Source organism: Gemmatimonadota bacterium, assembly GCA_016719105.1.
Lineage (GTDB): Bacteria > Gemmatimonadota > Gemmatimonadetes > Gemmatimonadales > Gemmatimonadaceae > SCN-70-22.
Genome location: JADKAQ010000019.1, coordinates 164,089 through 189,455, shown reverse-complemented (window position 1 = coordinate 189,455; position 25,367 = coordinate 164,089). Strand labels below are relative to the sequence as shown.

Below are 25,367 nucleotides of genomic sequence, written 5' to 3'. Positions count from 1 at the left end.
AGAAGCACCGCGACGAACGCGGCGCGAGTCTGGAATGGCACGGCGAGGTACGGACGGCGAAAGGATCGGACGGCGTGCCACGCATCGCACGCGCTCCCCTTGAACGTCGTCCACCGGCACCGCTGTTCCGCCTGACGCGTGGTCGCGTGCGTGGCGCGGCATGTTCGCACACATCACCGCGACGTCCCCGTGCAGTCCTGGCGGGATCGTGGTAGCCGTGCCGGCAACCGAAGCGTGCGCTCACGCGTTCGCCCGCTCGTGTAGTGTGGCGGGTGCAACCGCGCGTCAACGCGGCCACCTCGTCAGGCACGTGGGCATTCCCCTTCGCTGGCAGGTCTTGTTGTCTCGCACTGTACTCATATACGGCGGCGCTGGCGGTATTGGCTCGTGCATCGCGCGACGCCTGCATGCGCGTGGGGATCGCCTGCACCTCGTGGGGCGTCGCCAGGAACCGCTCGAGGCGCTCGCCACCGAGCTGGGCGCCACGTGGACCGTTGGCGATGTCACCGACCCCTCACTCGCCGCTCGCGCGTCGGCAGAGGCCGGCGAGGTGTTGCACGGACTGGTCTACGCCATCGGGACCATCAACCTCCGGCCACTCGCGCGCCTCACGAACGATGACTTTCTCCACGACTTCCAGGTGAATGCGGTCGGCGCCGCACTCGCCGTGCAGGGCGCGCTCGCCGCGCTCAGGAAGGGAGATGGCCGCGCGTCGATCGTCCTCTTCTCCAGCGTGGCCGCCTCGCAGGGCTTTGCCATGCACGCCTCCATGGGGATGGCCAAGGCCGCCGTCAACGGACTGGCGCTCTCGCTCGCCGCCGAGCTGGCGCCCGGCATCCGCGTGAACGCCATCGCCCCGTCGCTCACCGCGACGCCACTCGCGCAGCGACTCCTCGGCAGCGAGCAGGTGACGACGGCGTTGGCCAAGTCGCACCCGTTGGAGCGGCTAGGCACTCCCGACGATGTCGCCGCACTCGCTGACTTCCTGCTCTCAGATCAGGCCGACTGGATCACCGGCCAGATCTTTGGCGTGGACGGCGGACGGTCGACGCTTCGCGTTCGCAATTGAGTGGAGGGCTGGGCGTCGCTCGCCGAAAATAAAACCCGGATGATATTGACTTCGAGATTTATCCGGGTAATATCATCGCACTTCCTTGTCTGTGGATGCGATCGATGCTCTCCCCGGTACTTCCGAATCCGATCATCGCCTTTGCTGGCGACCAACTGATTGCACAGGGCGACTTCGCCGAAGTCGCCCTCGCGGTGCAGGCCGCCCAGGAACGCGGCGTGGGCGGCCCCGTCCTCGTCTTCGACGCCGTCACCAGCGAGCCGGTCGACGTCGACCCGCGCGCCGTCGGCGCCGCGCCGGCGACCCTCGCCCCGGCGCCCGAGACGACCGACGAGTCGACCGAGTCGCCGCGGGGACCGGGCCGGCCCAAGCTGGGTGTGGTCGCGCGCGAGGTGACGATGCTGCCGCGCCACTGGGACTGGCTGGCCACCCAACCGGGAGGCGCCTCCGCGGCACTCCGTCGACTGGTGGAGCAGGCGCGAAGCGAGAGCGTCTCGCGCGACCGCGTTCGTCGCGCGCAGGAGTCGGCGTATCGTTTCATGTCGGCCGTGCTCGGCAACCAGCCGCATTTCGAGGATGCCACGCGCGCGCTCTTTGCCGGCGACCGCGAACGCTTCGCTGCGCTCTCCGACCCATGGCCTCGCGACCTGCGCGACCACGCGCGCCATCTCGCCGACGCCTCCTTTCTCTAGTCCTCGCCCTGCATGCGCGACCTCACGCAGGGATCCATCCCGGCGCACATCGTACGAATGGCGGCACCAGTCGCCATCGGCATGGTCTTCCAGACGGCGTACTACTTCATCGACCTGTACTTCGTCGGGCGACTGGGCGACGCCGCGATCGCCGGTGTTGCAGCTGCCGGCAACCTCCAGTTCATCGTCATCGCCCTCACGCAGGTGCTCGGCGTCGGGACGATGGTCCTCATCTCGCACGCCGCCGGCCGGAAGGATCGCGCCGACGCGAACCTCGTCTTCAACCAGAGCGTGCTGCTCGCGGCACTTGCCGCCGCCCTCACGCTCGGCCTGGGCTTTCCCTTGTCGGGCGCTTACCTGCGCACGGTCAGTGCCGACGCCGAGACGGTGCGCAACGGCACCGCGTACCTGTTCGGTTTCCTCCCTGCCCTCGCCATGCAGTTCGCCCTGGTCTCGATGGGCTCGGCGTTGCGCGGAAGCGGGATCGCCAAGCCGATGATGGTCGTCCAGATGCTCACCGTCGTGCTCAACGCGGCGCTCGCCCCTGTCCTCATTGCCGGATGGGGGACGGGGCACCCGTTAGGCGTGGTGGGTGCCGGACTCGCGAGCACCATCTCGGTCGTGGTGGGGGTCGCCCTCCTCTTCACGTACTTTCGCCGGGTGGAGAAGTCGGTCGCGTTCAACCGAACGTTGCTGCGCCCGCGCCTCGAGGTGTGGGGACGCCTGCTTCGCATCGGCGTTCCGGCTGGGGCCGAGTTCTTCCTGATGTTCCTGTCGATGGCCGTGAACTACTGGATCATCCGCGACTTCGGTGCGGCGTCGCAGGCCGGCTACGGCGTCGGATCGCGGGTCTTGCAGGCGGTGCTCCTGCCGGGCATGGCGGTCGCTTTCGCGGCCGCCCCCATTGCCGGACAGAACTTCGCGGCAGGACACCCCGAACGCGCACGTCGCACGTTCGTGGAATCGGTCAAGCTGAGCAGCGCGATCATGCTGCTGCTCACCATCGTCTGCCGGTGGCGCCCTGAGTGGCTGGTGCACTGGTTCTCCCCCGACGCCGTCGTGGTGTCGACGGGGGCGGAGTTCCTCCGCATCATCTCGCTCAACTTCGTGGCAGCGGGCATCGTTTTCACCTGTTCCGGCATGTTCCAGGCGATGGGCAACACCGTCCCGACGGTCATCAGCAGCGCGGTGCGGCTGGTCTCCTTCGTCGTCCCGGCGCTCTGGTTCGCGCGCCAGCCTGGGTTCGCCTTGTGGCACCTGTGGTACGTCTCGGTCGCGGCGGCCACGGCGCATTGCGTCTTTACCGTCTGGCTCCTGCGCCGCGAGGCTGCGACGCGCCTGGCGTTCGGTGTGGCCCCGGCGGCCGTCTCGGTGCCCGTCGAGGCAGGCGCGTAAGCGACACGCGCCGCGTTGCTCTGGCTCTTCGGGCCCCGTTCGCTACGTTCTCGGCGTCGCGTCTCCAGTGGAGCGCGACGCCGCGTGTTTTTCCGCTGTTGATGCTCCCTCTCCCCCACCATGCGCGAGTTCTGACATGCCCTTTCGCCTACGAGCGTCTTCCACATCGAGGACCGTGGAGACCACGGGCGCGACCGCCCGCTCGCGGCAGGTGGCCGGTGCGGTCGCCGTGCTCGGCGCCGCACTGTCGCTCACCGCCGCAGCGGCGCGCGCGCAGACTCCGCCGCAGCCCATGTCGCGAACGTTGGCCGCACACCCGCGTGTGAAGGAGGCGACCGCGCTGCTCGACAAGTGGCTCGATGCGCAGCGCGCCTATCAGCGCATCCCCGGGCTCGCGGGCGCCGCGGTTCACGACCAGGAGATTGTCTGGCAGGGGGCGTCGGGGATGGCCGACATCGAGCGCAAGATCCCGGCGTCTCCCGCGACGCTCTACAGCATCTGCTCCATCTCCAAGCTCTTCACCTCGATCAGCGTCATGCAGCTGCGCGACCGTGGGCTGGTGCGGCTCGACGATCCTGTTGAGAAGCACCTGCCCTGGTTCAACATCAAGCGCACGCACCCTGCTTCGGGGGCCATCACCGTCGAGGGGCTCCTCACCCACGCCTCAGGGCTTCCGCGCGAGGCCGCTTTCCCGTACTGGTCGGCCCCCAGCTTCGAGTTTCCCACGCGGCAGCAGATCATCGACGCGCTGTCGAGCGAGGAGACGCTGTACCCCAGCGAGACCTTCTTCCAGTACTCGAACCTCGGCCTCACCCTGGCCGGTGAGATCGTCAGCGCGTCGAGCAAGGTGCCGTACGCCGATTACGTGCGCACCAACGTGCTCACGCCGTTAGGCATGACGAGCACGTACCCCGAGATTCCGGTCGAGGAGAAGGGGAAGCGCATGGCCGCGGGTTACGGCCCTGTCACGCGAGACGGGACACGTGCCTTGTTGCCGCTCTTCACGTCCCGGGGGATCGCCCCGGCCGCCGGCTACGCCTCGAGCGCGCTCGACCTCGCACGCTTCGCCTCGTGGAACTTCCGCCTGCTGGGCCAGGGAGGGTCCGAGGTGCTGGATGCCAACACGCTCCGCGAGATGCAACGCGTGCACTTCGTCGACCCGTCGTGGGAAACCACCTGGGGACTCGGCTTCTCGGTCACGCGCAGCACGCCGGACAACAAGACCTTCGTCGGCCACGGGGGGAGCTGCCCGGGCTTCCAGACGCAGCTGTCCATGCAACCGGACGAGAAGATCGCGGCAGTCGCCATGTCGAACGGGATGGACGTCAACGCAGGCGCCCTGGCGCGCGGGATCTACGACATCATCGCCCCTGCGGTGAAGGCAGCCTCCAGCGACTCGACCGGGAAGCTCACGGCACTCGATCCCTCGCTCGAGCGCTACCTCGGGACCTACGCCAACGCCTGGCGCGGTGAAACCGAGATCATGGCCTGGGAAGGGGCGCTCGTCGCCGTGGCGCTGCCGAGCGACAATCCCGTCCGCGGAATGACCAAGCTGCGCAAGGTTGGTGAGCACGTCTTTCGTCGCGTGCGCCCAGACGGAAAGCTGGCCGAAGCGTGGAGCTTCATCGTCGCCGCAGACGGCCGCGTCTCGGGCATGACGATGAACTACCAGGTATCGCCGCGCGTGAGGTAGCCGCGCTCCCAACTTCACCTGCTTTGGGCCTTAAACGCTGCGCGCCCGCCGCGACCTGACTGGTCTGCGGCGGGCGCGCTTGTCGCTGGCTGTGTCGTTAGCCGGTCGCGCTGTGCGCGGTGGTCGCCTCCGCTGTCGGTTCGACGTACTGCTCCGCCCAACGGGCGATGGCGCAGAACGCCTCGTCGAGCGCGCGCCCCTTCGCGGTGAGTTCGTACTCGACCCGCACTGGCGTCTCGGGGACCACGAATCGCTCGACGATTCCCTCATGCTCGAGCTCTCGCAGGCGCTCGGAGAGCATCCGGTCGCTCATGTCGGGGATGGAGGCCGCGATCGCGTTGAACCGCGTGCGACCGCTCTGGAGGATCCGAAGGATCGCCCCCGTCCACCGCTTGCCGATAAGCTCGACCGCCCGATGGAACCGCGGGCAGAGGGCGATCGGCGCGTGATCCGACATAGCCCCTCGCTTACAAATAAGTAGTTACTTGACAGGCGAATTGCCTGCCCTTACTGTTACTCACAGAAAGTAAGCTACTGAGTCTTGATTGCAATCCCTCAAAAGACCCAGGCGGCTGCAGGATTTGAAGCTAGCACCCCCTACCTACCCCACCAGCGCTGAGGCATGACCCAATGACCGCTCCCACCACCACCACCACGCTCGAGACCTGGACGATCGACGCGTCCCACACGCACGTCGGCTTCGCTGTCCGTCACATGATGGTCGCGACCGCCAAGGGGACCTTCACCGACGTGAAGGGAACCGTCGAGTTCGACGGCGCCAATCTGGCCACTGCCAAGATCAACGTCGAGATCGCCGCCGCCTCGATCGACACGAAGACCGCCGACCGCGACAACCACCTCAGGTCGCCCGACTTCTTCGACGCCGCCGGCCACCCGACGATCACCTTCGTCAGCAAGAAGATCACCCCGACCGACGGCAACGAGTTCACCATCGTCGGCGACCTGACCATCCGCGGCACCACCAAGGAGATCACCCTGGCCGCCGAGTCGCATGGCTCGCTGCGTGATCCGTGGGGGCTCGACCGCGCCGGCTTCAGCGCCTCGGGGAAGATCAACCGCCTCGACTACGGCCTGAACTGGAATGCCGCGCTCGAGACCGGTGGCTTCGTCGTGGCGCAGGACGTGAAGATCACGCTCGACGTCGAGATCACGAAGCCGGGCAACTAGGGACGGATGAGGGGAAGACGGGAAGACGGGATGACACAGCGCCTGACGAACCGTTCTCGTCAGGCGCTGTGTTATTGCGGTCACTCGTCTTCCCGTCTTCCCGTCTTCTCGTCTTCTCGTCTTCCCGTCTTCAGAATCTTTCAAATGACTTCGCCGGCGCGCGCTTCGCGTCGCCGATGTAGACCCACCGCACATCCCGCATGTAGCGCTGCGCGGCCCGCTGGATGTCCTGCGGCGTCACGCTGCGCAATTGCTCCTCGAACTTTGCCACCGCCCGAATGTCTCCCTCGAACAGGAACGACCGCGCGAGGAAGTCGGCCTGGTTGGCGTTGGTCTCGTTGTCGAGGTAGAACTGCGTCAGGAACTGCTGGATCAACCGCCCCAACCCCTCCTCGTTGATCATCCCCGTGCGCACCGCCGCCAGCTGCTGGCGCATGATGTCGACGGTGAGTTCGGGCTGCACCGTGGTGACGTAGAACCCGCCAGCCGCAACGGCGCGTTCGATGAACGGGGCATCCACGGCATAGGTGAGGTTGCGTCGCGACCGAATCTCCCCAAAGAGCTGTCCGGCCAGCACCGCCGAGGTAATGCGCAGCGCGTAGTACTCCTTCGTCCCCGCCTTGGGGCCGGCGTAGCGCCCCATGATGTAGTTGGTGGGGAGCTGCCGGTCGACCGCGAACGACGTCGCCTTGGTGCGCGGCAGCGTGTCAGGCAGCGTCCACTTGTAGCTGCCGACCGGGAGCCTGGCCAGCGTCAGCCCCACGAGTCGCTCGATGCGCGCCCGCGGGATGTCACCCGCCACCACCAGGAGCATGCGCGACTTCACCACCTGCTCCCGCTGGAACGCGCGCAGGTCGGCCACGCTGATCCGCGAGAGTGAGGCTTCGGTCCCTGTGGTCGGGATGGCGTACGGGTGCCCATCGAACGTCACCGAGTCGGCGAGGTACTCGAGCAGGGCGTCGGGCGAGTCCTGCCGCTGGCTCACGCCGAGCAGGAATTGCTGCCTGACGAGTTCCACCTCGGCCGAATCGAGCGTCGGCTGCATGAGGCGCGAGGCGAAGATGGCCCACGTGCTATCGAACGTGGCGCGCGTCGCCCGGATCCCGAAGACCGACCAGTCGGGATCGGCGTCGGTGATGATCCCCGTCCCCAGGCGCGACATGGCGCGCCGAAGCCGGTCCTTCGAGTAGGCGCGTGTGCCGCGCTCCGTGGCCTCGAGAAAGAAGGGCTCGATCCCCGCATTGGCCCACGTGACCTGCCGCACCCCGCCCAGCAGGTACAGGTTGGCCACCGCGATGTCGCCCGCGATCTGCCGCTGGATCACCCGGATCCCGCCGGTCTCGTACGTCACCGTCCCCGTATCCGCCGTCGCGCTCCCGACAGCCGCAATCCGCGGCGGCGCCTGCGCACGGAGCGCTCGCGGTGCGATCGCATCAGCGATCAACGGAAAAGAGAGCAGGGACGTGAGCCCAGCAACCGCGCGCCACCCTCCGCGCCACACGCCGCCCACACGCGTCTTCCCGTCTTCCCGTCTTCCCGTCTTCCGCATCATTGCACCACCTTCGGCAGCAGGTCGCTCTCCTTGAGCCCGATGCGCTTCCGCGCATCCGGGTCGATCAGCACCCCGACGACGCGCGGCTTGCCGACGATGTACTTGCGTGCGTACGCCTGCAGGTCACCCAGCGACTGCTTCGCCATGCCGTCGATGTACCCCATGTAGTAGTCGATCCCCGAGACGGCCCACCAGAAGCCTAACGTGTGGGCGAAGCCGCTCGCACGGTCCTCGCCGTACGCCGTGCTCACCGCGCGCTCGGCCTTCACGTTCACGAGCTGCTCCTGCGTGATGTAGCCCGGATCGGCGAACCGGGCGATCTCGCGGTCGAGCGCCACCACCGCCTCCTTCAGCCGCTCCGGCGTCGTCTGTCCCACGATCGAGATCGGCCCCTTCTGGTCCAGCGTGTAGTAGTTCACGCCGATCGACTGGAAGAGCCCCGTGTCGACCAGGCGCTGCTGCATCACCGACACCGCCTGGTTGAGCGCATCGGAGAAGACGTCCGCCGCATACGTCGCTGTCGGATCCTGCCGCACGCTCGGCCCCTGCCACTCCATCATCACCGTCACCGCGTTCACCGGTTGCTCCACGATCACGGCTTCATTGGCCGTGAGGGCGGGGATCGGCGGGATCGGGTCCTTCACGAAGGGATCGTCGCCCCGCTTCCAGTCACCGAAGACCGCCTCCGCCAGCTGAAAGACGCGTTGCGGATCGACGTCGCCGGCCACCAGCAGCGCCGAGTTGTTGGGGACGTAGTACTTCTTCTGGATCTCGCGCATCTTCTCGGGACCAACCGTCTGCAGCACCGTGCGCTCGCCGATGATGTTCTTGCGGCTCCACTGTCCCGGATAGACGCGCTTGCCGATCGCTTCCTGCAGCGCGAAGAAGGGCGACGCCTCGTTGCGGTCGTACTCGCCCAGCACCACCTGCCGTTCGCGCTCCAGCTCCTCGCGCAGGAACTTGGGCTCCCGCAACGCGGCCGCGATGATGCGCATCGCCCCCTCCAGCGAGTCCTTGGGGAGCGTCATGTAATAGTTGACGCGCTCTTCCTGCGTGGTCCCGTTGAACACCGCCCCCAGCGCCGACGCGCGTTCGATGAACTCGTCCGGCTGCGGCAACTGCGCGTTGGCCTTGAAGAACATGTGCTCGTACATGTGCGCCAGCCCTTCGTAGCCCGGCGGCTGCGTGAACGAGCCGTTGCGCACGTTGATCTCCACCGTGGCCAGCGGGACGCTGTGGTTCTCGGCCACGATGAGCTGCATGCCGTTGGCCAGCACCTTCTGGTGGATGAACTTCTCCAGGTTCGCGCGCTGTCCTCGCGCCTCTGGCGCGAGCGAGGACGTGGCGATCAGGGCCCAGACCAGTGCCCGGGTGAACGAAGACGGGAAGACGAGAAGACGAGGCATGAGACTCCTGAGACCTGCGGTTCCGCTGGCGAGGATCTCCTCGTGCGGCTTTCTTTCGAGGCACTATGACTCAAACGCCTGCCACCGTCGCTGCGTTCATGGACGCCGCGCGCGGGACACTTGCGGCCGAACGCCTGCGCGCCAACGAGCCGCTTGCTCCATACACCACGTTCAAGATCGGCGGTCCGGCCGACGTGCTGTACGATGCCACCTCGGCCGACGATCTGGCAGAGGCGGTGCGCCTGGCGCGAGCGACGGGGACGAAGCACTTCGTGCTGGGGCTGGGCGCCAACATCCTGGTCGGCGACAAGGGCTTTCGCGGCGTCGTGATTCGCAACGCCGCGCGCGGGCACCGCTTCGTCGACGACACCGGGCTGCGCGCCGAGAGCGGGGCGACCATCCGGGACCTGATCTTCGCCACCATCGACCGCGGACTCTCGGGACTCGAGCACTATATCGGGATCCCCAGCACCGTGGGCGGCGCCGTCTGGCAGAACCTCCACTTCCTGTCGCCCGCGCCGGAACGCGCGCGCACCATGTTCATCGCCGAAGTGGTCGAGGCGGTGGAGCTGCTCACCGCGGCCGGGGAGCGCGTGACCGTCGACCAAACCGCCATGCAGTTCGGCTACGACACCTCGCGCCTGCACCACACCACCGACGTCGCGCTCGCGGTCACGTTCCGCCTAACGCCGGGCGACCCGTTCGTGATGCACCGCATCCTGCAGGAAAATCTGAGTTGGCGCGGGGCGCGGCACCCGTGGCTCGACATCCATCCCAGCGCCGGTTCGATCTTCCAGAAGATCGAGGGGGTGGGAGCGGGACGCCTGGTGGATCAGTGCGGGCTCAAGGGGTTCCGCATCGGCGGCGCACAGATCTCGCACATCCACGCCAACATCATGGTGAACCTCGGGGGCGCGACAGCGGCCGACGTGCGCGCGCTCATCGCCCACGCGCAGCAGGCCGTGGTCGAGCGGTTCGGGGAGCACCTCACGCCCGAGATCGGCTTCATCGGCGAGTTCTAGCCATCCGGGTCGCGCGGTGGAGCGACCGAACGTCGGCCCTCGCTCAGCGCCGAAGCGTCTTCAGGAAGTCGTCGACCCTACCCAGCGCCACTTCCATCCGCGGAATCGGGGCCGTGTACGCGATGCGCACGAAGTCGTTGGCGCGATACTCGCCAAAGTCCTTCCCTGGCGTGACCGCCACCCCCGTCTGCTGCAGCAGCCCGCGCGCGAACGCCCACGAGTCGTGCGTGACGCCGCTGCAGTCCGCGTAGACGTAGAAGGCCCCGTCCGGCTTGCAGGGGACGGCGATGCCCATCGCATCGAGGGCCGGCACCACGAAGTCGCGGCGCCGGTGCAGCTCCTCGCGCTGCTGTTCGTAGATGACCGTGCTCTCCGGCTCCATCGCCGCCACCCCCGCCCACTGCGACGGCGCCGCGGCGGCGATGTACATGTGCTGGGCCATGCGTGCGGTTGCATCGAAGTACGGCTCCGGGATCACCATCCACCCCAGGCGCCACCCCGTCATGCTGTAGTACTTGGAGAACGAGTTGACCACGAAGACGTCGTCGCCTAACGCGGCCGCGGTTTGTGGATGGTGGTCGTAGGTGAGCCCGTGGTAGATCTCGTCGACGATGAGCGTCGCGCCGCGCGCCCGGACGACGGCGTGGATCGCGCGCAGTTCCTCGTCGGGGATCGTCGTCCCGGTGGGGTTGGCCGGCGAGGCTGCCATCACGCCACGCGTGTTCGGCGTCCAATGGCGATCGACCAGCTCCGCCGTCAGCTGAAAGCGCTCCGCCGCCCCCACCGGGATGTGGCGTGCCTTGGCCCCGCAAAAGGTGAGGAGCGCCCGGTTCGACGGATACCCGGGATCGGCCATCAGGAACTCGTCACCCGGATTGGCGAGCACCCCGAACGCCAACGTCAGCGCCGCCGACCCACCCGCCGTCACCAGGATCCGCTCGGCCGGGACGCTGACGCCGTAGCGCGTGGTGTAGTGGCGCGAGATCGCCGCGCGGAGTTCGGGAATCCCGGCGGGGATCGTGTAGCGCGTCTCGCCGCGGCGCAGCGCGTCGACCGCGGCGGTCACGACCCGCTCCGGGGTGGGGAAGTCGGGCTCCCCGACGCACATGAGCTGCACCTCGCGCCCGGCGCGCATCATTTCCACAGCCTCGCCATAGATCGCGACCGCATAGAACGGATCGGTGTCGAGCGCGCGGGTGGTCAGCCGCGGAACAGTCGAGCTCCCGGGTGTGGAGGCGGAGGCAGTCACGAGTCGAAGGTGTTCGGGGTCGGCAGCAGGCGTCGAGCGGCGCCGCCGATGAAAGCAACCAACCCCCGCCACCGCCGGCAACCGCCGACTGGCTAGCTTCCACGCGTCGTCGTGGCCCGTGGCCGGACCCAGCCGCTCACCGGGGGTTCGCCAGGCTCGCGTGTCCCCGTCTTCTCGTCGTCTCACAACGCGTGTCGCTCCTCTCCATTCAGTCGGTCTCCATCGCCTTCGGCGGTCCCCCCGTGCTCGACGGTGCCTCGTTCTCCATCGAGCGCGGCGAGCGCGTCTCGCTCGTGGGGCGCAACGGGGCGGGGAAGAGCACGCTGATGAAGCTGCTCGATGGCACGATGCTGCCCGACACAGGAGAGATCGTGCGGCAGGGCGGGGTGACCGTTGCCCGCCTGGAGCAGGACATCCCCGACGGTGTGCACGGGACGATCTACGATGTGGTGGCCGAGGGGTTGGGTGAGGACGGGCGACTGCTCGCGCGGTATCACGAGGCGTCGCTCACGGTTGGCGTCGACGCCTCGGAGGCCAACCTCAAGACGCTCGACCGCCTGCATCACGCCGTCGACTCCGCCAACGGCTGGCGCCTGCACACGCGCGTCGAGACGGTGCTCGAACACCTGGGGCTCGAGGCCGATGCGCAGTTCGAGAAGGCGAGCGGTGGGCGCAAGCGCCAGACGCTGCTCGCCCGCGCCCTGGTCAGGCAGCCCGACGTCCTCCTGCTCGACGAACCCACCAACCACCTCGACATCGACGCGATCGAGTGGATGGAGGGCTATCTCATCGAGCAGGGGATCACCCTTCTCTTCGTCACCCACGACCGCGCCTTCCTGCGGCGGCTGGCGACGCGCATCCTCGAGCTGGACCGCGGGAAGCTCGTCGATTGGGGGACGGACTACGACACGTATCTCCAGCGGAAGGACGCCGCGCTCGACTCCGAGCAGAAGGCGTGGGACGAGTTCGACCGCAAGCTGGCCATCGAGGAGAAGTGGATTCGCACCGGTATCCGCGCCCGGCGGACCCGCAACGAGGGGCGGGTCCGTGCGCTGGAGGCGATGCGTCGCGACCGCCAGGCGCGGCGCGAGCGGGTGGGGACGGTGCGGCTGGCGGCGCAGGAGGCCGAGCGGTCGGGACGCCTGGTGATCGAGGCGCGCGATGTCTCCTTTGCCCACGGCGAACGGCCGATCGTGCGCGACCTCTCGACGACGATCATGCGCGGCGACCGGGTGGGGCTCATCGGCCCCAACGGGTCGGGGAAGACGACGCTGCTCCGCCTCTTGTTAGGCGAACTTCCGCCGGCCAGCGGGACCGTCCGTCACGGCACCGGGCTCGAAGTCGCCTACTTCGACCAGCTCCGCGACACGCTCGATCCGGAGCGCTCGGTCTTCGACTCCATCGCCGACGGCGCCGAGTGGGTGCAGCTGACGACAGGGCGCCAGCACGTGCACGGCTACCTGCAGGACTTCCTCTTTCCCCCCGATCGGGCCCGCACCCCGGTACGCGCCTTGTCGGGCGGGGAGCGCAACCGCTTGCTGCTGGCGCGCCTCTTCACGCGGTCGTTCAACGTCCTCGCCCTCGACGAGCCGACGAACGATCTCGACATCGAGACGCTCGACCTGCTCGAGGACCTGCTGATCGAGTTCAGTGGGACGCTGCTGGTGGTGAGTCACGACCGCGACTTCCTCGATCACGTCGTCACCAGCACGCTGGTGATGGAGGGGAAGGGACGGGTGGGCGAGTACGCCGGCGGCTACAGCGACTGGGTGCGCCAGCGCCCGGCCCCCGTGACAACGCCCGCGCCAAGAGCCGGCGTACCGCCCACGGTTGCTCCGTCAGCCACAAACCGCCGCGCCGACAAGCCGCGCAAGCTCTCCTTCAAGGAGCAGAAGGAACTCGAGGCCCTGCCGGAGCGCATTGACGCCCTGGAGCAGGAGAAGGACGCGTTATACGCTCGGCTCTCGGATCCCGCCTTCCTGCGCGACGGCCCCGCGGTGAGTGCCACGACCGCCCGACTCGACGCCATCGAGCAGGAGACCGCCGCCGCGATGGCCCGCTGGGAAGCGCTGGAGGCCGTCGCCTCAGGCGGATGAGCGATGCGGACGGAATCCGCGACACGAGCGAGGACGGTGCGCCCTCGCCGCGACGCGTCGTCCCGCCTGCCGATCCGTCGCCCGTCTCTACCGCGCCGAACGCTTCCACGCGTCGTATCGCAGACGCAACGTCTTCACCGGATTCGGGTTTTCCTCTGGCGTCGTGTTCTCGTCGGTGACGTCGAGGTACATGCGGTAGCTCCCGTCATTGTACGACGCCCCGTTGGTCGACGTCGAATCGGCCGAGACGAGGTAGGCCACGTGCGCTGTGCGGGCGGTGCACGCCGCGACCGTCTTCGGCACCGGCTGCGTCGCGCAGCTGCACCGCTTGTCACCCCCGGCCGCATCGGCCGCCTCCATCGCCGCCATCACGCGATCCTCGAGCGTCCCGTTCTCGCGCTCGAACGCCGCCACCGCGTTCTGCACCACGGCGTACGAGGCGAGGATGTTCCCCTGGATGGAGTAGTAGACCTGCGTCCCCGGGACCTGCCCCTGCACGCTGTTGGATGCGACGCCGTTCTTGGCCCCGGAGAAGCCACTGAAGCGCCCCTGCAGGTCGACGATCCCGAACTGGCGCGTCTGGATGAGCGTATCGGTGACGAGCATGGCCAGGATCGCCGACGGATGCGTCCCCTGCTTGAGCTGGCCGAAGATCAGCGCCTGGTTGGCGCGCGTGCGATCGACCCCGGCCTGCGCCGCCGCGACGCCAAAGCCCGGGGCGATGATCGCCTGCACATCCATCAACCCCTTGGCCGGAAAGCGCGCAAAGCCCGCCTGGGCCACGCACGTCGCCGACGAGACGACCATGCGTCCCGTGGCGCGATCGACCGCGATGACCGACCAGGTGGCATGCGCCACTCGGGGCACAGCGGCGAGCAGGAAAAGCGCGGCGACCGCGAGACGGAAGCGGGAGAGAATGCGCACGTGAGCGGGAGGCCTGGCGTGGAAGTGATGAGCGCAATGCGCGTGGAGCACGCGCCGCGACGAGTGACGACATTCGCGCCACGCGCATCATCGAGCAAGTCGCGCCGGCGCACCGCGCGTCTCCCCGTCTTCCGTCCCTCAGAGGATCTGCGCGAATTCGAACACCAGCTTCCAGCTCGCCTTCCGGTCCACCGCGCGCGCCATCCCCACCCCCACCGCACCGCCAAAGAAGCGCATCCCCAGCGTCACCGACGTGCGCACCCCGTCGGTCTCGCGCGACCGCAGCGTCTCCGAGGACGCGATCGACAGGTAGTCGGGGAGCGTGTCCCGCACGAGCTCGCGCATCGCGAGCGCGCCACCCTCGCCGCGCACCTGCGTCCACCCGCTCTGCACCCCCGCCGACAGCGCCGGCGACGGCGCCGGGACGAACCAGCGCCCGACGCGAATGGGCGCTCGCAGCGCGCCAAGCCGGTACATCACCAGCGCCCGCACCACCGCCGCATCGGTGCCGGCAAACTCCTTGTAGTCGTAGCCGGCCAGGTTCTGGTTGTTGCCCAGCTCGAAGAGCTGCTGCGGTGGCGGCGCGCTCCCCAGCAGCGTCCCCACATCGCCGCGCGCCGCCAAGGTCAACGGGCCCGCATTGCGGCGCGCCATCACGCGCCCCTCGAGCCGGGTGTAGCGCAACTCCCCCTGCGCCACCTCGGCGCTCGCGAAGGCCCCCACCCCGGTGCGCACGAACTCAGCGCTCACGTCCGGGTTCCACTCCAGCGAGGCCCAGTGCCGCCAGTACGTCCCCTCGCGCACCCCGCGGTTCTCGCGAAAGGCGGAGTCGCGGCGAAAGAGCCCCTGCGAGAGCGTGCGCTTCGCCATGTGGTCGCTGGCCGGCCCCGTTTCGAGGCGCAGGAAGACGGCGCGCCCCTTCCCGAACCGTCGCCACACCCCCGCCGCTGCCACGCGACGATCGACATAGTCGTAGTTGTCGCTGCCGAACGCCGCCCCGATCACGCTCCCGCTGTCGAACGTGCTGCGGAAGTCGTTGGTGATGTCGAGCGTGCGCCCGGCGCGCGCGATGTAGGTCGAGCGTCCCCGCTTCCATTCAGCGCCGGCACGCCCCCGCAACGTCGACTCGCTCCATGCCCATCCGGCGTTGGCCCGTAGCGTGAGCCCTGGAACGGCGTCGCGAAGTCGCCACTCGGCGCCGTAACCGGTGTAGAGCCCCTCGATGCGGTTCACATGCACCGCGTCGGCCACGCGTTGCACCCGCCAGCCAAAGCGCGGCACGCCGGTCGAGCGCCAGATGTCGGGGCCGATGTCGTTGAAGTCGTCGCTGTGAACGGCGCTCGTCGTCGCCCCTAACTCACTCCGCCACCCCCCGACTCGTGCGAGGCTGTCACGCGGCGCGAAGGTGAGGGCGAACGGCTGCGAGCTGATCGAGTCGACTTCGGTGACCACGAGCGAGTCCACGACGCGGTCCGTGACACGGTGATCGCGAAAGCGACTGATGATGCGGAAGATGGAGCGCGATTCGGTGGCCGAGGTCATCGCCGCCTGCGCTTCGAATCGTTGGTAGGTCGGCAGCCAGTACTTTCCGTCGATCTCCCCGTTCTCCAGCTCGACGAACGCCACCGCCTCGAACCCGCCGAACGACAGCGCCTTGACCAGGAGCGATGGTGGCGGCGCCTTGCGCACGAAGTATCCTCGCATGCGCACCAGCACATGGCGGGAGACGTCGAGATCGAGCTCTCCGCGAAAGGCGACCGTGTTATCCGGGGCGTCGGCGCGCGGTTCGGCCACGAGGCGAACGATCGGGATTTCTCGCCCGTCCACGCGGAGCGTGACGAGCGTGTCGCCGCCTGAGAAGCGGTACACCCGGTCGCGATCCTCGGCCAGCGGATGCACCGCGACCAGGCGTTGCTCCTGGCGACGACGCGCGCGCCCGGCGACGCTGGTGTCGCGCCCGAACAGGAGCGTCAGCCGGTTGCCATACAGCACCGGCACCGTCCACGCCTGCCGGAAAAACGAGAGCGCCGAGAACTGCAGCCCGACCGATTGCGCGCGGTAGCCGACGACCCGCTGTTCGAACGTCCCGGTGCGCTCCCACGTCACCTCGTTCTGCGTCTGCTCGATCGAGACCGCCCCCTCGTTCCCCTCGCTCCGGCGCGCCACGATCGCGATCTCGCTCTCGGCCGTCGCGCGGTACCCAGCCAACGTCGGCGGAACGCGTCGGTTGATGCGCGAGGCCTCCTCGACCAGCGCCCGAACGGCAGCCGACGGGTAGAGGGAATCGGCCACAGCAAGCTGGGCCACGACGAGGAATGCGAGCATCGGCGTGTGGGATGGGAGAACTGCGCAGAGATACGGAGAGTGCATAGCCCAAGTTCCGGCCGCCCGCCATGTGTCGCTCGGCCTCGCACCGTGCCCAAGGCCGTGCGCGGCACCGCTCGCGCGCACCGCCACCTCTCGGCATTCTTCGGGGAGACCAGCAGTCCATCCACCCGAGAGTCCCGCATGCTCCGTTCGCTTCGCCTCGCCCAGTACGCCACCGCCGCCATCGCCCTCGCCGCACCGTTCGTTGCGCTCTCCACACCACTCAGCGCCCAGACGCCCGCCCTCCAGGCGCTCCATACCGCGATCGACAACCACGCCGGGGAGATCGAGACCAAGGTCGTCGCCTGGCGCCGGGACATTCACCAGCACCCCGAACTCTCCTTTCAGGAGGTGCGGACCGCCAAGCTCGTCGCCGATCACCTCAAGGCGCTGGGGCTCGAGGTGCAGACCGGCGTTGGCGGGAACGGAGTCGTGGGGGTGCTGCGCGGCGGAAAGCCGGGGCCGGTGGTGGCGCTCCGCGCCGACATGGACGCCCTCCCGGTCACCGAACTCGTCGACCTCCCGTTCAAGAGCACCGTGCGCGCGGTCTACAATGGGCAGGAGACCGGCGTCATGCACGCCTGTGGACACGACAACCACGTCGCCATCCTCATGGGGACCGCCGAGGTTCTCGCCGGGATGAAGGCATCCGTACCGGGCACGGTGAAGTTCATCTTCCAGCCCGCCGAGGAAGCGCCGCCGGTGGGCGGGGCCGGACCCATGATCGAGGCTGGCGTCCTCGAGAATCCCAAGGTCGACGCCATCTTCGGGCTGCACGTCGGCCCCGGGCCGTTAGGCAGCGTCTCCTGGCGCGGCGGCGCCACCGCGGCCGCCGGTGACATCTTTCGCATCGTCGTCCACGGCAAGCAGACCCACGGCGCCTACCCGGCGGCCGGAGTCGACCCCATCGTCGTCGGCTCGCAGATCGTACTCGGCCTGCAGACGATCATTAGCCGCCAGTCCGACCTCACCACGGCGCCAGCCATCCTCACCGTTGGCGCGTTCCATTCCGGCCTGCGCGAGAACATCATCCCCGACAGCGCCTGGATGATCGGGACCGTGCGCACCCTCGACCCGCAGATGCGCACCGAGATCCACCAGCGCCTCACGCGCACCGCCGAGATGATTGCCCAGAGCGCCGGCGCCACCGCCGATGTGAAGATCGAACTCGGCTACCCCGTGACCGTGAATACCACGGCGCTCGCCCGGCGCATGCTCCCGTCGCTGCAGCGCGTGGTCGGCGCCGACAAGACCGTCGAGTCGCGCCCCGGCACCGCGGGCGAGGACTTCTCGCGCTATCTGGAGAAGGTCCCCGGCTTCTTCTTCTCGCTCGGCGTCACCCCCGCCGGCAAGGACCCGCGCACCGTCGCCGCCAACCACTCGCCGCTCTTCTTCGCCGACGAGCAGGCGCTTCGCGTCGGCGTGCGCCTCATGTCCAGCGTGGCCGTCGACTTCCTCGCGTTGGGCGCGCAGGTGCAACCCTGACCAGGTGCAACGCCGCTCGGATGCGCCCCCGGGGCGACATCGGAAGGCGATATCGGCAGGCGACACGCCATCGCACGACGGGTCGCCGGTGCGCGGACGACCCGTCGTACGGTGGCCGCTAGTCCGACGGCATGTCGTGCCGAGCGTCCGCGTCCCGCCGCGCGCGCGCCCACGACGCAATGACCCCCGCCGCGAGAATCGCCGCCACCATCCCCAGCAGCCAGAAGTTGAAGTTCGGCCCGAGGTAGTCCTTGAGCAGGTCGGCCACCAACATCTTCACCCCCACCAGCCCGAGGATGGCCGCCAGCGACACCTTGAGGTAGCGGAACTTCTCGATCGCCCCGGCCAGCGCGAAGTACAGCGACCGAAGGCCAAGGATGGCGAAGACGTTGCTTGTGAAGACGAGGAACGGGTCGGTCGTGATGGCAAAGATCGCCGGAATCGAGTCGACGGCGAAGATCAGGTCCGTCGTCTCCACCAGCACCAGCGCCACCGCCAACGGTGTGAGCACCCACCGCCCGTCCTGCTGAATGGCGAAGTGCTGCTCGTGGTACGTCGGGGTGATCGGGAAGGCGCGGCGCAGCAGCCGCAGGACGACACCGTCGGCCGGCGCGTCCCCTTCGTGTTCCTCCTCGCGCGTCACCAGCATCTTGATCGCCGTGTAGACAAGAAAGACGCCGAAGAGGTAGAGGATCCAGTGGTAGCGCGCGATGAGCGACGCGCCCAACAGGATCATCGCCCCGCGCATCACCAGCGCACCGAGAATCCCCCAGAACAGCACGCGATGCTGGTACAGCGGCGGCACCCGCATGTACTGGAAGATCATGGCGATGACGAAGACGTTGTCCGCCGAGAGCGACAGCTCGATCACGTAGCCCGTGAAGAACTTCACCGCCGCCAGACGCCCGTCGTTCATCACGCCATCGAGCTTGTCCACCTGCAGGCCGAGCCCCAGCCAGTGGTGCTCGTACAGCCCGTAGACGAGCCCTCCGAAGCACACCGCCAGGAAGGCCACCACCGCAGTGAAGCGGAGCGCCTCCCGGATGGTCACGACATGGGCCTTCTTGTTGAGGACCCCGAGGTCGATGGCAAGGACGAGCAGGACAAAGGCGAGAAAGCCGCCCCACGCCCAGAGTTCGGGATTGATGGGAATACCCCTGGTTGAATCGAGTTAGGTCAGCGTCGGGTCGGCGTGCGTCCGACGCGCGTCCCGTGGGTTTCTTGACGGAGTCGACGTCCGCCGCTCACGTGGCATCCAGCGCTTCGGCCGCGACCAGCGCGGCTTCCCAGGTCGCCATCGCGTCGGCCAGCGACGCCTTCACTTCGGCAAGTTCTCGCGAAAGGGCAGTGGCGTGCGCGCGCCCATTCGGGCGCGAGTACAGCTCCTGATCGGCGAGCGCGGCGTCGAGCTCGGCCACCTTCTGCTCCAGCTCCGTGACCCGACCTTCGGCCCGCTCAGCGTTGCGGCGGATGTCGCGCGCATTGCCCCGCTGCTTCGAGTCGCTCTCGGTTCGCTTCTTGGCTTCGATCTTCTCCTGCGCACGGCGCTCGGCCGCCGCCGCTGCCACACGCGCGGCACGATCCTGCTCCTCGCGTTCCCGCGCCTCCTCGAACTCGGCAAAGTCGCCGTCGAAGGCGCGGATCTTCCCGTCCCGGAGTTCCCACACCCGCGTCACCAGCTTGCGCAGCAGCTCCCGGTCGTGGCTCACCAGCACCACCGTCCCGGCGAAGCGCTCGATCGCATCTTCGAGCTGCTCGATCGATTCGACGTCCAGGTGGTTCGTTGGCTCGTCGAAGACGAGGAGGTTGGCCCCCTCGAGCATCATCATCGCCAACGCCACGCGCGCCAACTCCCCCCCCGACAGCGACGACGCCGAGCGCATGACCTCGTCGCCGGAAAACTGCACCATCCCCAAGTGTCCCTGGATGGCCCCGCGCTCCCACATGGGGCGCAGGTCGCCAATGATGTCATACAGCGTCTTGTGGCGCGGCACGTTGGCGAAGTCCTGGCGGTACATCGTCGCCTGGATCCCGCCCCCCATGCGAATCTCGCCCGAGGCGAGTTGTCGCTCGCCGAACAGCGCCTTGAGGAGCGTCGTCTTCCCCGCCCCGTTCGGCCCGATGAGCCCCACCACGTCGCCGCGACGTACCCACCCGGTGAAGTCCTGGAGCAGCACGCGATCGCCGATCTTCACCGTCGCATGCTCGAAGATCGCCACCTGGTCGCCCCCGCGCTCTCCGGACGCGAAGCGCACCGCCATGGCGCCTTCGTCGTCGGGCGGTGGGCTCAGGCGCGGCAACCAATCCAGGCGCTTGCGACGCCCCTTGGCCTGCTTGGAGTTCGTCCCGGCGATGTTGCGCCGGATGAAGTCCTCTTCCCGGGAAATCGCTTTCGACTGTTTGTCAAAGGCCCGCTGCAACGACAGCCGGCGCTCCTCGCGCTGTCGCACGAAGTGCGCGTAGCCGCCGTCGTACGGCACCGCCGACAGGTCCTCCAGGTGCAACACGTGGTCGACCACGCGGTCCAGGAAGGCGCGGTCGTGCGAGATCACCAGGACCGTCTCGTTCGTGTTGCGCAGGTACTCCTCGAGCCAGCGCGTCGTCTCGAGATCCAGGTGGTTGGTCGGCTCGTCGAGCAGCATCACGTCGGCGGGGATCACCAGCTGCCGCGCGAGCGCCACCCGTCCGCGCTCGCCGCCGCTCAGGTGCGACAACGCTTCGTGACGCGCCTGCTCCGGGTCGAACCCCAACCCCGTGAGGACGGTGTCCACGCGCGTGATGTAGCTGTACCCCCCCTCGTGTTCGAATCGCTCCAGGTCCAGCGCATATCGCTTGAGCTGTTGCTCGGTGACCTGCTCACCCGCGTGCGCCAACGCATCGGCCTGCCGCGCCAGGTCGGCCTCCAGGTCGATCAGGTCGCGGAAGGCATCGGCCACAGCCCCCCACACCGTGGTGACCCCGGCAAACTCGCGGTGCTGGTCCAGGACGGCGAAGCGCAGGTTCGGCGTCTTGGCGATCGTCCCCGTCGACGGGCTCTGCTCGCCGGTGAGCATCCGGAAGAGCGTCGTCTTCCCCGACCCGTTTCGCCCGATCACCCCCCACTTCTCCCCCGCCGCGACCGTGAACGTGACGTCGCGCAGGATCGTCGTCGCGCCGAACGAGACACCAATTCCGTTGAACGAGAACTGGGTCATGCCGTCCATTCCTTCCACGCGGACTCGGCCAGCCCGATCGTGAGCTTGTGCTGACAGCGCGTGAGCGGGACGCGCAGCATCATGGGCTCGTCGACCAGCTTCTCCAGCCAGCGGTCGTCCGAATAGCGCGCAACCCCTAAGCCGAGCTCCTGGAAGCGTTTCGACTCCCGGTCGAGGAGGGCCTCAACCCCGAATTTCTGCGCAAAGCGCTTCAACTCCCCCAGCGACGCCCCCCGTTCGTTCAGATCGACGAAATGGGTCCGGATACGTCGCTCGGCGAAGAACCGCAGTGCCTTTCGGGTGTCCGCACTCTTCTTGGTGCCGAATATTTGCACTTCCATCATGCAGAGGAGTCTAACAGGGCCGCGTGGCGCTCCTCCAGCCAGCGTACCAACGGCGTGCTGCGCGTGAGTGCCGACGCACGCCGCAGATCCTGTCGCCCCCCCTCCGCATCCCCCGCCTTGGCGCGGAAGTGCCCACGCACCGCGAAGAACCAGCGATAGCCACTCGCCGCCGGGTCGCGCGACGCCTCCTCCAGCGCCAGCAATGCGGCGGCGGCGCCGAACCGCTGCCCCACCACCACCGCGCGATTCACGCGCACCACCAGCGTCGGCTCGCACTCCAGCAAGAGGTCGTACGCCCGCAGCAGCCCATCCCAGTCGGTCTGGTCGAACTGGACCGCCAGCAAGTGCCGCGACGCGATCTCCGCCTGCAGGTGCAGCGAGGTCAGTCGATCGCCGCGCCCCGCCTTCTCCAACTGCCGAAAGCCCTCCGCAATCAACCTGCGGTCCCAGCGCGTGCGATCCTGCGATTCGAGCAGGACCGGCGCTCCATCCCCCTCCGTCCGTGAGGACAGCCGCGCCAGCTGGAACAGCAGTAGCGCCGCCAACGCGTGGACCTCCGGGGTGGTCGTCGCCGGATGATCGGCCAACAGCAGCGCCAGCCGCGTCGCCTCGCCGCAGAGGTCTTCGCGCACCAGCGCGTCCCCTTCGGTGGCGTCGTACCCCTCGTTGAACATCAGGTAGACGACGCCGAGCACGCGCGGAAGACGCGTCGCCAGTTCCTCGGCATCAGTGGGAATCACGACGCGCGCGCCGCTCTCCCGCAGCCGACGCTTGGCACGCACCAGGCGCTGCGCCATCGTCGCCTCGCTCACGAGAAAGGCCTGCGCTACTTCTCGCGCCGTGAAGCCGGCCACCACCGATAGTGTGAGGGCCACCGCGGCCTCGCGCTCCAGCGCCGGCGTGCAACACGCGAACAGCATCCCCAGTACGTCATCATCGAAGAGGCCCGCGTCGTCCCCGCGAACACGGTCCGCATCGGCCGTGTCGTCCGGATCCATCGCGACCGCCAGCTTTCGCTCCAGCACCGCGCCACGGCGCAGCACATCGAGCGCCTTTCGCTCCGCCACGGTGCGCAGCCACGCCGCCGGTTCGCGCGGCACCCCCTCGAACGGCCAACGACGCAGTGCCTCGAGGAGGGCGTCCTGCACCGCGTCCTCGACCATCGCCAACTGCTCCAGTCCGTAGCGCCTCGCGAGCCCCGCCACGATTGCACCGGCCGACCGGCGAAAGAGGTTGGCGACGAGCAACTGAACCGAATCGTCGCCGCCAGCTGCCTCTCCCTCGGTCGGGCCGGTGCGCACCTCGCTCACCCGATATCGATGGGGCGAATCTCGATCCACCCGCGCTCCAGGTGCGGACACCCGCCAGCGATCGACTGCGCCTCGGCATCGTCGGCCGCCTCGATCACGTAGAAGCCGCCCACCACATCCTTCGCCTCGGCGTACGGTCCATCGGTGACGGCAATCCCGGAACCGCCGCGGCGCATGTGCCAGCCGCCGTTGTCCCCCAGCTTCATGCCGGAGTGCATCTTCCCGGCCTCGGCAATCGAGCGCCCCCACGCGGAGTAGCGTTCGATCATCGCCTGCATGTCGGCGGGGCCCAGGTCGGTGTAGTTCGCCGGGTTCTCGTGCAGGAGCAGGATATACTTGGCCATCGGGTCCTCTATGGATGACGGTGGGAACGACCGCACCATGCGATCGCCTTCACTCCGATTGACGGATGGCGGCGCCTGTACTCGACATCGTCCCTGATGGGTCGCCCCAAAGGGGACCCGCGGCGGATCACGGGAAAGGCCGTCCCTCGCTGCTTCGCTCTTCATCGCGCTCGCCAAACCTCGCTGTGTCGTCGCCGTTCCGTCCACTCCCCGTCCCCGCCTCGGACTCCGCCTTTCGCCCGGCGTGGTGGCTCACCAACCCCCACGCGAGCACGATGTGGGGGAAGTTCTTCCGCACGCCGCCGCCGTTGGATGCGCGCATCGAGCGATGGGACACCCCGGACGGCGACGTGCTCGACCTGATGCGCCTTGCCGCTCCCCCAACCGCCCCGACCTTCCTGCTGCTCCACGGGCTCGAGGGATCGATGCGATCGCACTATGCCGCCGGGACACTCCGCGAGGCGCAACGCGCCGGGTGGCAGGCCAATCTCCTCCTGTTCAGGAGCTGCAACGGCGAACTCAATCGCGCGCCACGCTCCTACCACTCGGGCGAGACCACCGACCTCGCGCACGTCGTCGGGCGCCTCCTCGATGAGCGCCCGGGCACGCCGCTCATCCTGGCCGGCGTGTCGTTAGGCGCGAACGTCCTCCTCAAGTGGCTGGGCGAGCAAGGGCGCGACGCGGTGGGACGCGTGCAGGCCGCCGTCGCCGTCTCGGCCCCCTTCGACCTCGCGCGCTCCTGCGCGCAGATCGACCGCGGCCTCTCGCGCGTCTACGCCTGGAACTTCCTCAAGTCGCTCCGGAGCAAGGCCGTCGAGAAGATTCGCCAGCACCCCGGCATCGCCGACCCGGCACGCGTCCTCGCCGCCCGCTCGCTCTGGTCGTTCGACGATGCCTTCACCTCGGTCGTCCACGGCTTTCGCGACGCCGCCGATTACTACTATCGCTCCTCGTCGATCCGGTACCTCCGGGACATCCGCGTCCCCACACTCCTCCTGAGCGCCCGGGACGATCCCTTCCATCCCCCGGATGTCCTCGACGACGTGGCCCGGATCGCCGCCGGCAACCCCGCGCTCCACCTCGAGTTCCCCGCGCGTGGCGGCCACGTCGGTTTCGTCGAAGGGCGAAGCCCGGCACGTGTCACGTACTACATGGAGCGCCGCATCCCTGAATTCGCCGCGGCCCAGCTTGCCATGGCCGGCACGCAGGCACGCAGCGCTATGGAGGGTTCTCCCTTCGGACGTTAGGATAGGTGGCGCCGGTCGCGCGCTTCCCCTCGACTTCTCCTCTCGTGATGTGCCGATGAGTGACGCCCTGCTCTTTGTCGCGATCTTCGGAGGACTCGTCGTCCTTCGGTTCGTCGTCGCGACCGTGGCGTTCCTCTTCATCCTGCCGCGCGGCGACCGCTGCCCCAACTGCGATCACCCCACGCTACGCGTGGAGTCGGTGCTCTTCGATCGCATCCTCCCCTGGTTCCGGAAGAGTTGGTGCATCACCTGCGGGTGGCACGGCCTGCTGCGCCGGGGGCCGCTCTCCGAACCGACCCCCTCGCGACAGTTCACCGGGAAGCGTTAGGCACGTCCCCCATCCCGTGCCACTCGGCCGCACACGCCGAGCGCCTTACGATGGTGGCCCCTCGCGACGCGCCATCACGTGTACGTCGAGCCAATCGGGCCAGTTGCCGGTGAGTTCGAAGAAGTCCTCGAAGTACGTCAGTCCGGCGTCTTCAAGGTCGGCGATCAGGTCCTGCATCGCATCGTCCTCCGGGATGGGACCGATGCACACCAGCGCCCCTTCCACGCGAAACTCGTCGGCGGTCAGCCCAAGCCGCTCGTCGATCGCCGCGCGGGTCAACCCGCTCCGCTCGAACGCGTCCTTGCGAATGATCAGGGCCGGATGGCCAGCGGGGAGATAGAGCGGCATCGGGGCAATCGGCTGAAGGTCTGGTTCAGGCGGCGCGCCCACTGGCGCGCGTACACGCAAGGACACGCACGCAGACGCGCGCGCTCACACACTGCGCGGCAATCGCATGGGATC

At 68.2% G+C, this 25,367-nt stretch carries 22 protein-coding genes; 10 read left to right on the top strand and 12 right to left on the bottom strand.

The genetic code is table 11. The annotated features are described in order from the left end of the window. Positions 1 to 160: 160 nt before the first annotated feature. The 4 genes from IPN47_18995 to IPN47_18980 all read left to right on the top strand — a co-directional run bounded on the left by IPN47_18995 (position 161) and on the right by IPN47_18980 (position 4,849). On the top strand, positions 161 to 1,069 hold the full coding sequence (locus tag IPN47_18995; protein ID MBK9410090.1) for an SDR family oxidoreductase: 909 nt from the start codon (positions 161 to 163) through the stop codon (positions 1,067 to 1,069). 104 nt (positions 1,070 to 1,173) lie between these two features. Continuing rightward, the gene (locus IPN47_18990) at positions 1,174 to 1,761 is read left to right on the top strand and encodes a DUF2239 family protein (GenBank protein ID MBK9410089.1); all 588 of its coding nucleotides are present in this window, start codon (positions 1,174 to 1,176) and stop codon (positions 1,759 to 1,761) included. A 12-nt stretch (positions 1,762 to 1,773) separates the two neighbouring features. Continuing rightward, positions 1,774 to 3,156, top strand: coding sequence for an MATE family efflux transporter (locus tag IPN47_18985; GenBank protein MBK9410088.1), 1,383 nt, complete (start codon positions 1,774 to 1,776; stop codon positions 3,154 to 3,156). Positions 3,157 to 3,331: 175 nt separating this feature from the next. Continuing rightward, entirely contained in the window at positions 3,332 to 4,849 is a 1,518-nt protein-coding gene (locus IPN47_18980; GenBank protein ID MBK9410087.1) for a serine hydrolase, read from the top strand. 97 nt (positions 4,850 to 4,946) lie between these two features. Here the strand turns inward: IPN47_18980 and IPN47_18975 are convergent, their stop codons facing one another. Further along, positions 4,947 to 5,306 carry a helix-turn-helix transcriptional regulator gene (locus tag IPN47_18975; protein MBK9410086.1) on the bottom strand — a complete coding sequence of 120 codons (360 nt, stop codon included), beginning with the start codon at positions 5,304 to 5,306 and terminating at the stop codon, positions 4,947 to 4,949. A 173-nt stretch (positions 5,307 to 5,479) separates the two neighbouring features. Between IPN47_18975 and IPN47_18970 the strand changes: the two genes are divergently transcribed. Continuing rightward, on the top strand, positions 5,480 to 6,037 hold the full coding sequence (locus IPN47_18970) for a YceI family protein (protein ID MBK9410085.1): 558 nt from the start codon (positions 5,480 to 5,482) through the stop codon (positions 6,035 to 6,037). A gap of 130 nt (positions 6,038 to 6,167) precedes the next feature. Here the strand turns inward: IPN47_18970 and IPN47_18965 are convergent, their stop codons facing one another. Beyond that, on the bottom strand, positions 6,168 to 7,388 hold the full coding sequence (locus IPN47_18965; GenBank protein MBK9410084.1) for an insulinase family protein: 1,221 nt from the start codon (positions 7,386 to 7,388) through the stop codon (positions 6,168 to 6,170). Positions 7,389 to 7,585: 197 nt separating this feature from the next. Then, a complete protein-coding gene (locus IPN47_18960; protein MBK9410083.1) occupies positions 7,586 to 8,995 on the bottom strand; it encodes an insulinase family protein in 1,410 nt (469 codons plus the stop codon). A 65-nt stretch (positions 8,996 to 9,060) separates the two neighbouring features. On the opposite strand from IPN47_18960, the gene murB reads away from it, so the two are divergent. Further along, a complete protein-coding gene (murB, locus tag IPN47_18955) occupies positions 9,061 to 10,017 on the top strand; it encodes a UDP-N-acetylmuramate dehydrogenase (protein ID MBK9410082.1) in 957 nt (318 codons plus the stop codon). 43 nt (positions 10,018 to 10,060) lie between these two features. On the opposite strand, the gene IPN47_18950 is transcribed toward murB, so the two are convergent. Continuing rightward, complete coding sequence (locus tag IPN47_18950; protein MBK9410081.1) at positions 10,061 to 11,155, bottom strand: aminotransferase class I/II-fold pyridoxal phosphate-dependent enzyme; 1,095 nt, start codon at positions 11,153 to 11,155, stop codon at positions 10,061 to 10,063. Positions 11,156 to 11,457: 302 nt separating this feature from the next. On the opposite strand from IPN47_18950, the gene IPN47_18945 reads away from it, so the two are divergent. After that, the gene (locus IPN47_18945) at positions 11,458 to 13,362 is read left to right on the top strand and encodes an ATP-binding cassette domain-containing protein (protein MBK9410080.1); all 1,905 of its coding nucleotides are present in this window, start codon (positions 11,458 to 11,460) and stop codon (positions 13,360 to 13,362) included. An 87-nt stretch (positions 13,363 to 13,449) separates the two neighbouring features. Here IPN47_18945 and IPN47_18940 read toward each other — a convergent pair whose 3' ends face one another. Both IPN47_18940 and IPN47_18935 read right to left on the bottom strand, forming a co-directional pair. Next, a complete protein-coding gene (locus IPN47_18940; GenBank protein ID MBK9410079.1) occupies positions 13,450 to 14,286 on the bottom strand; it encodes a DUF1028 domain-containing protein in 837 nt (278 codons plus the stop codon). A gap of 138 nt (positions 14,287 to 14,424) precedes the next feature. Further along, positions 14,425 to 16,611: a hypothetical protein gene (locus IPN47_18935; protein ID MBK9410078.1), complete on the bottom strand. Its 2,187-nt coding sequence runs from the start codon at positions 16,609 to 16,611 to the stop codon at positions 14,425 to 14,427. A gap of 183 nt (positions 16,612 to 16,794) precedes the next feature. Between IPN47_18935 and IPN47_18930 the strand changes: the two genes are divergently transcribed. After that, positions 16,795 to 18,138 (top strand): amidohydrolase, encoded by a 1,344-nt coding sequence (locus tag IPN47_18930; protein ID MBK9410077.1) that lies wholly within the window; start codon positions 16,795 to 16,797, stop codon positions 18,136 to 18,138. A 118-nt stretch (positions 18,139 to 18,256) separates the two neighbouring features. Here IPN47_18930 and IPN47_18925 read toward each other — a convergent pair whose 3' ends face one another. The 5 genes from IPN47_18925 to IPN47_18905 form a co-directional block, all read right to left on the bottom strand. Next, positions 18,257 to 19,285: a TerC family protein gene (locus tag IPN47_18925; protein MBK9410076.1), complete on the bottom strand. Its 1,029-nt coding sequence runs from the start codon at positions 19,283 to 19,285 to the stop codon at positions 18,257 to 18,259. Positions 19,286 to 19,382: 97 nt separating this feature from the next. Beyond that, positions 19,383 to 21,332, bottom strand: a complete 1,950-nt coding sequence (locus IPN47_18920) for an ABC-F family ATP-binding cassette domain-containing protein (protein ID MBK9410075.1) — start codon at positions 21,330 to 21,332, stop codon at positions 19,383 to 19,385. After that, positions 21,329 to 21,676 carry an arsenate reductase gene (locus tag IPN47_18915; GenBank protein MBK9410074.1) on the bottom strand — a complete coding sequence of 116 codons (348 nt, stop codon included), beginning with the start codon at positions 21,674 to 21,676 and terminating at the stop codon, positions 21,329 to 21,331. The genes IPN47_18920 and IPN47_18915 overlap by 4 nt, the downstream gene beginning before the upstream one ends. Further along, positions 21,673 to 22,986 carry a sigma-70 family RNA polymerase sigma factor gene (locus IPN47_18910; GenBank protein ID MBK9410073.1) on the bottom strand — a complete coding sequence of 438 codons (1,314 nt, stop codon included), beginning with the start codon at positions 22,984 to 22,986 and terminating at the stop codon, positions 21,673 to 21,675. The genes IPN47_18915 and IPN47_18910 overlap by 4 nt, the downstream gene beginning before the upstream one ends. Next, positions 22,983 to 23,330: a transcription initiation protein gene (locus IPN47_18905; GenBank protein ID MBK9410072.1), complete on the bottom strand. Its 348-nt coding sequence runs from the start codon at positions 23,328 to 23,330 to the stop codon at positions 22,983 to 22,985. Before IPN47_18905 ends, IPN47_18910 begins: the two co-directional genes overlap by 4 nt. A gap of 185 nt (positions 23,331 to 23,515) precedes the next feature. On the opposite strand from IPN47_18905, the gene IPN47_18900 reads away from it, so the two are divergent. Then, positions 23,516 to 24,577: an alpha/beta fold hydrolase gene (locus IPN47_18900; GenBank protein ID MBK9410071.1), complete on the top strand. Its 1,062-nt coding sequence runs from the start codon at positions 23,516 to 23,518 to the stop codon at positions 24,575 to 24,577. Positions 24,578 to 24,632: 55 nt separating this feature from the next. Continuing rightward, positions 24,633 to 24,905: a hypothetical protein gene (locus tag IPN47_18895; GenBank protein MBK9410070.1), complete on the top strand. Its 273-nt coding sequence runs from the start codon at positions 24,633 to 24,635 to the stop codon at positions 24,903 to 24,905. 45 nt (positions 24,906 to 24,950) lie between these two features. Here the strand turns inward: IPN47_18895 and IPN47_18890 are convergent, their stop codons facing one another. Further along, positions 24,951 to 25,253, bottom strand: a complete 303-nt coding sequence (locus IPN47_18890; GenBank protein MBK9410069.1) for a hypothetical protein — start codon at positions 25,251 to 25,253, stop codon at positions 24,951 to 24,953. Positions 25,254 to 25,367: the final 114 nt, after the last annotated feature.

Excerpts from the sequence above, each read along its gene's own strand:
- IPN47_18950 (MBK9410081.1), bottom strand. The coding sequence starts at position 11,155 with ATGATGCGCGCCGGGCGCGAGGTGCAGCTCATGTGCGTCGGGGAGCCC.
- IPN47_18935 (MBK9410078.1), bottom strand. The coding sequence starts at position 16,611 with ATGCTCGCATTCCTCGTCGTGGCCCAGCTTGCTGTGGCCGATTCCCTC.
- IPN47_18970 (MBK9410085.1), top strand. The coding sequence starts at position 5,480 with ATGACCGCTCCCACCACCACCACCACGCTCGAGACCTGGACGATCGAC.
- IPN47_18915 (MBK9410074.1), bottom strand. The coding sequence starts at position 21,676 with ATGATGGAAGTGCAAATATTCGGCACCAAGAAGAGTGCGGACACCCGA.
- IPN47_18975 (MBK9410086.1), bottom strand. The coding sequence starts at position 5,306 with ATGTCGGATCACGCGCCGATCGCCCTCTGCCCGCGGTTCCATCGGGCG.
- IPN47_18920 (MBK9410075.1), bottom strand. The coding sequence starts at position 21,332 with ATGACCCAGTTCTCGTTCAACGGAATTGGTGTCTCGTTCGGCGCGACG.
- IPN47_18895 (MBK9410070.1), top strand. The coding sequence starts at position 24,633 with ATGAGTGACGCCCTGCTCTTTGTCGCGATCTTCGGAGGACTCGTCGTC.
- IPN47_18990 (MBK9410089.1), top strand. The coding sequence starts at position 1,174 with ATGCTCTCCCCGGTACTTCCGAATCCGATCATCGCCTTTGCTGGCGAC.
- IPN47_18995 (MBK9410090.1), top strand. The coding sequence starts at position 161 with ATGTTCGCACACATCACCGCGACGTCCCCGTGCAGTCCTGGCGGGATC.
- IPN47_18985 (MBK9410088.1), top strand. The coding sequence starts at position 1,774 with ATGCGCGACCTCACGCAGGGATCCATCCCGGCGCACATCGTACGAATG.
- IPN47_18905 (MBK9410072.1), bottom strand. The coding sequence starts at position 23,330 with ATGGCCAAGTATATCCTGCTCCTGCACGAGAACCCGGCGAACTACACC.
- IPN47_18930 (MBK9410077.1), top strand. The coding sequence starts at position 16,795 with ATGCTCCGTTCGCTTCGCCTCGCCCAGTACGCCACCGCCGCCATCGCC.
- murB (MBK9410082.1), top strand. The coding sequence starts at position 9,061 with ATGACTCAAACGCCTGCCACCGTCGCTGCGTTCATGGACGCCGCGCGC.
- IPN47_18890 (MBK9410069.1), bottom strand. The coding sequence starts at position 25,253 with ATGCCGCTCTATCTCCCCGCTGGCCATCCGGCCCTGATCATTCGCAAG.
- IPN47_18960 (MBK9410083.1), bottom strand. The coding sequence starts at position 8,995 with ATGCCTCGTCTTCTCGTCTTCCCGTCTTCGTTCACCCGGGCACTGGTC.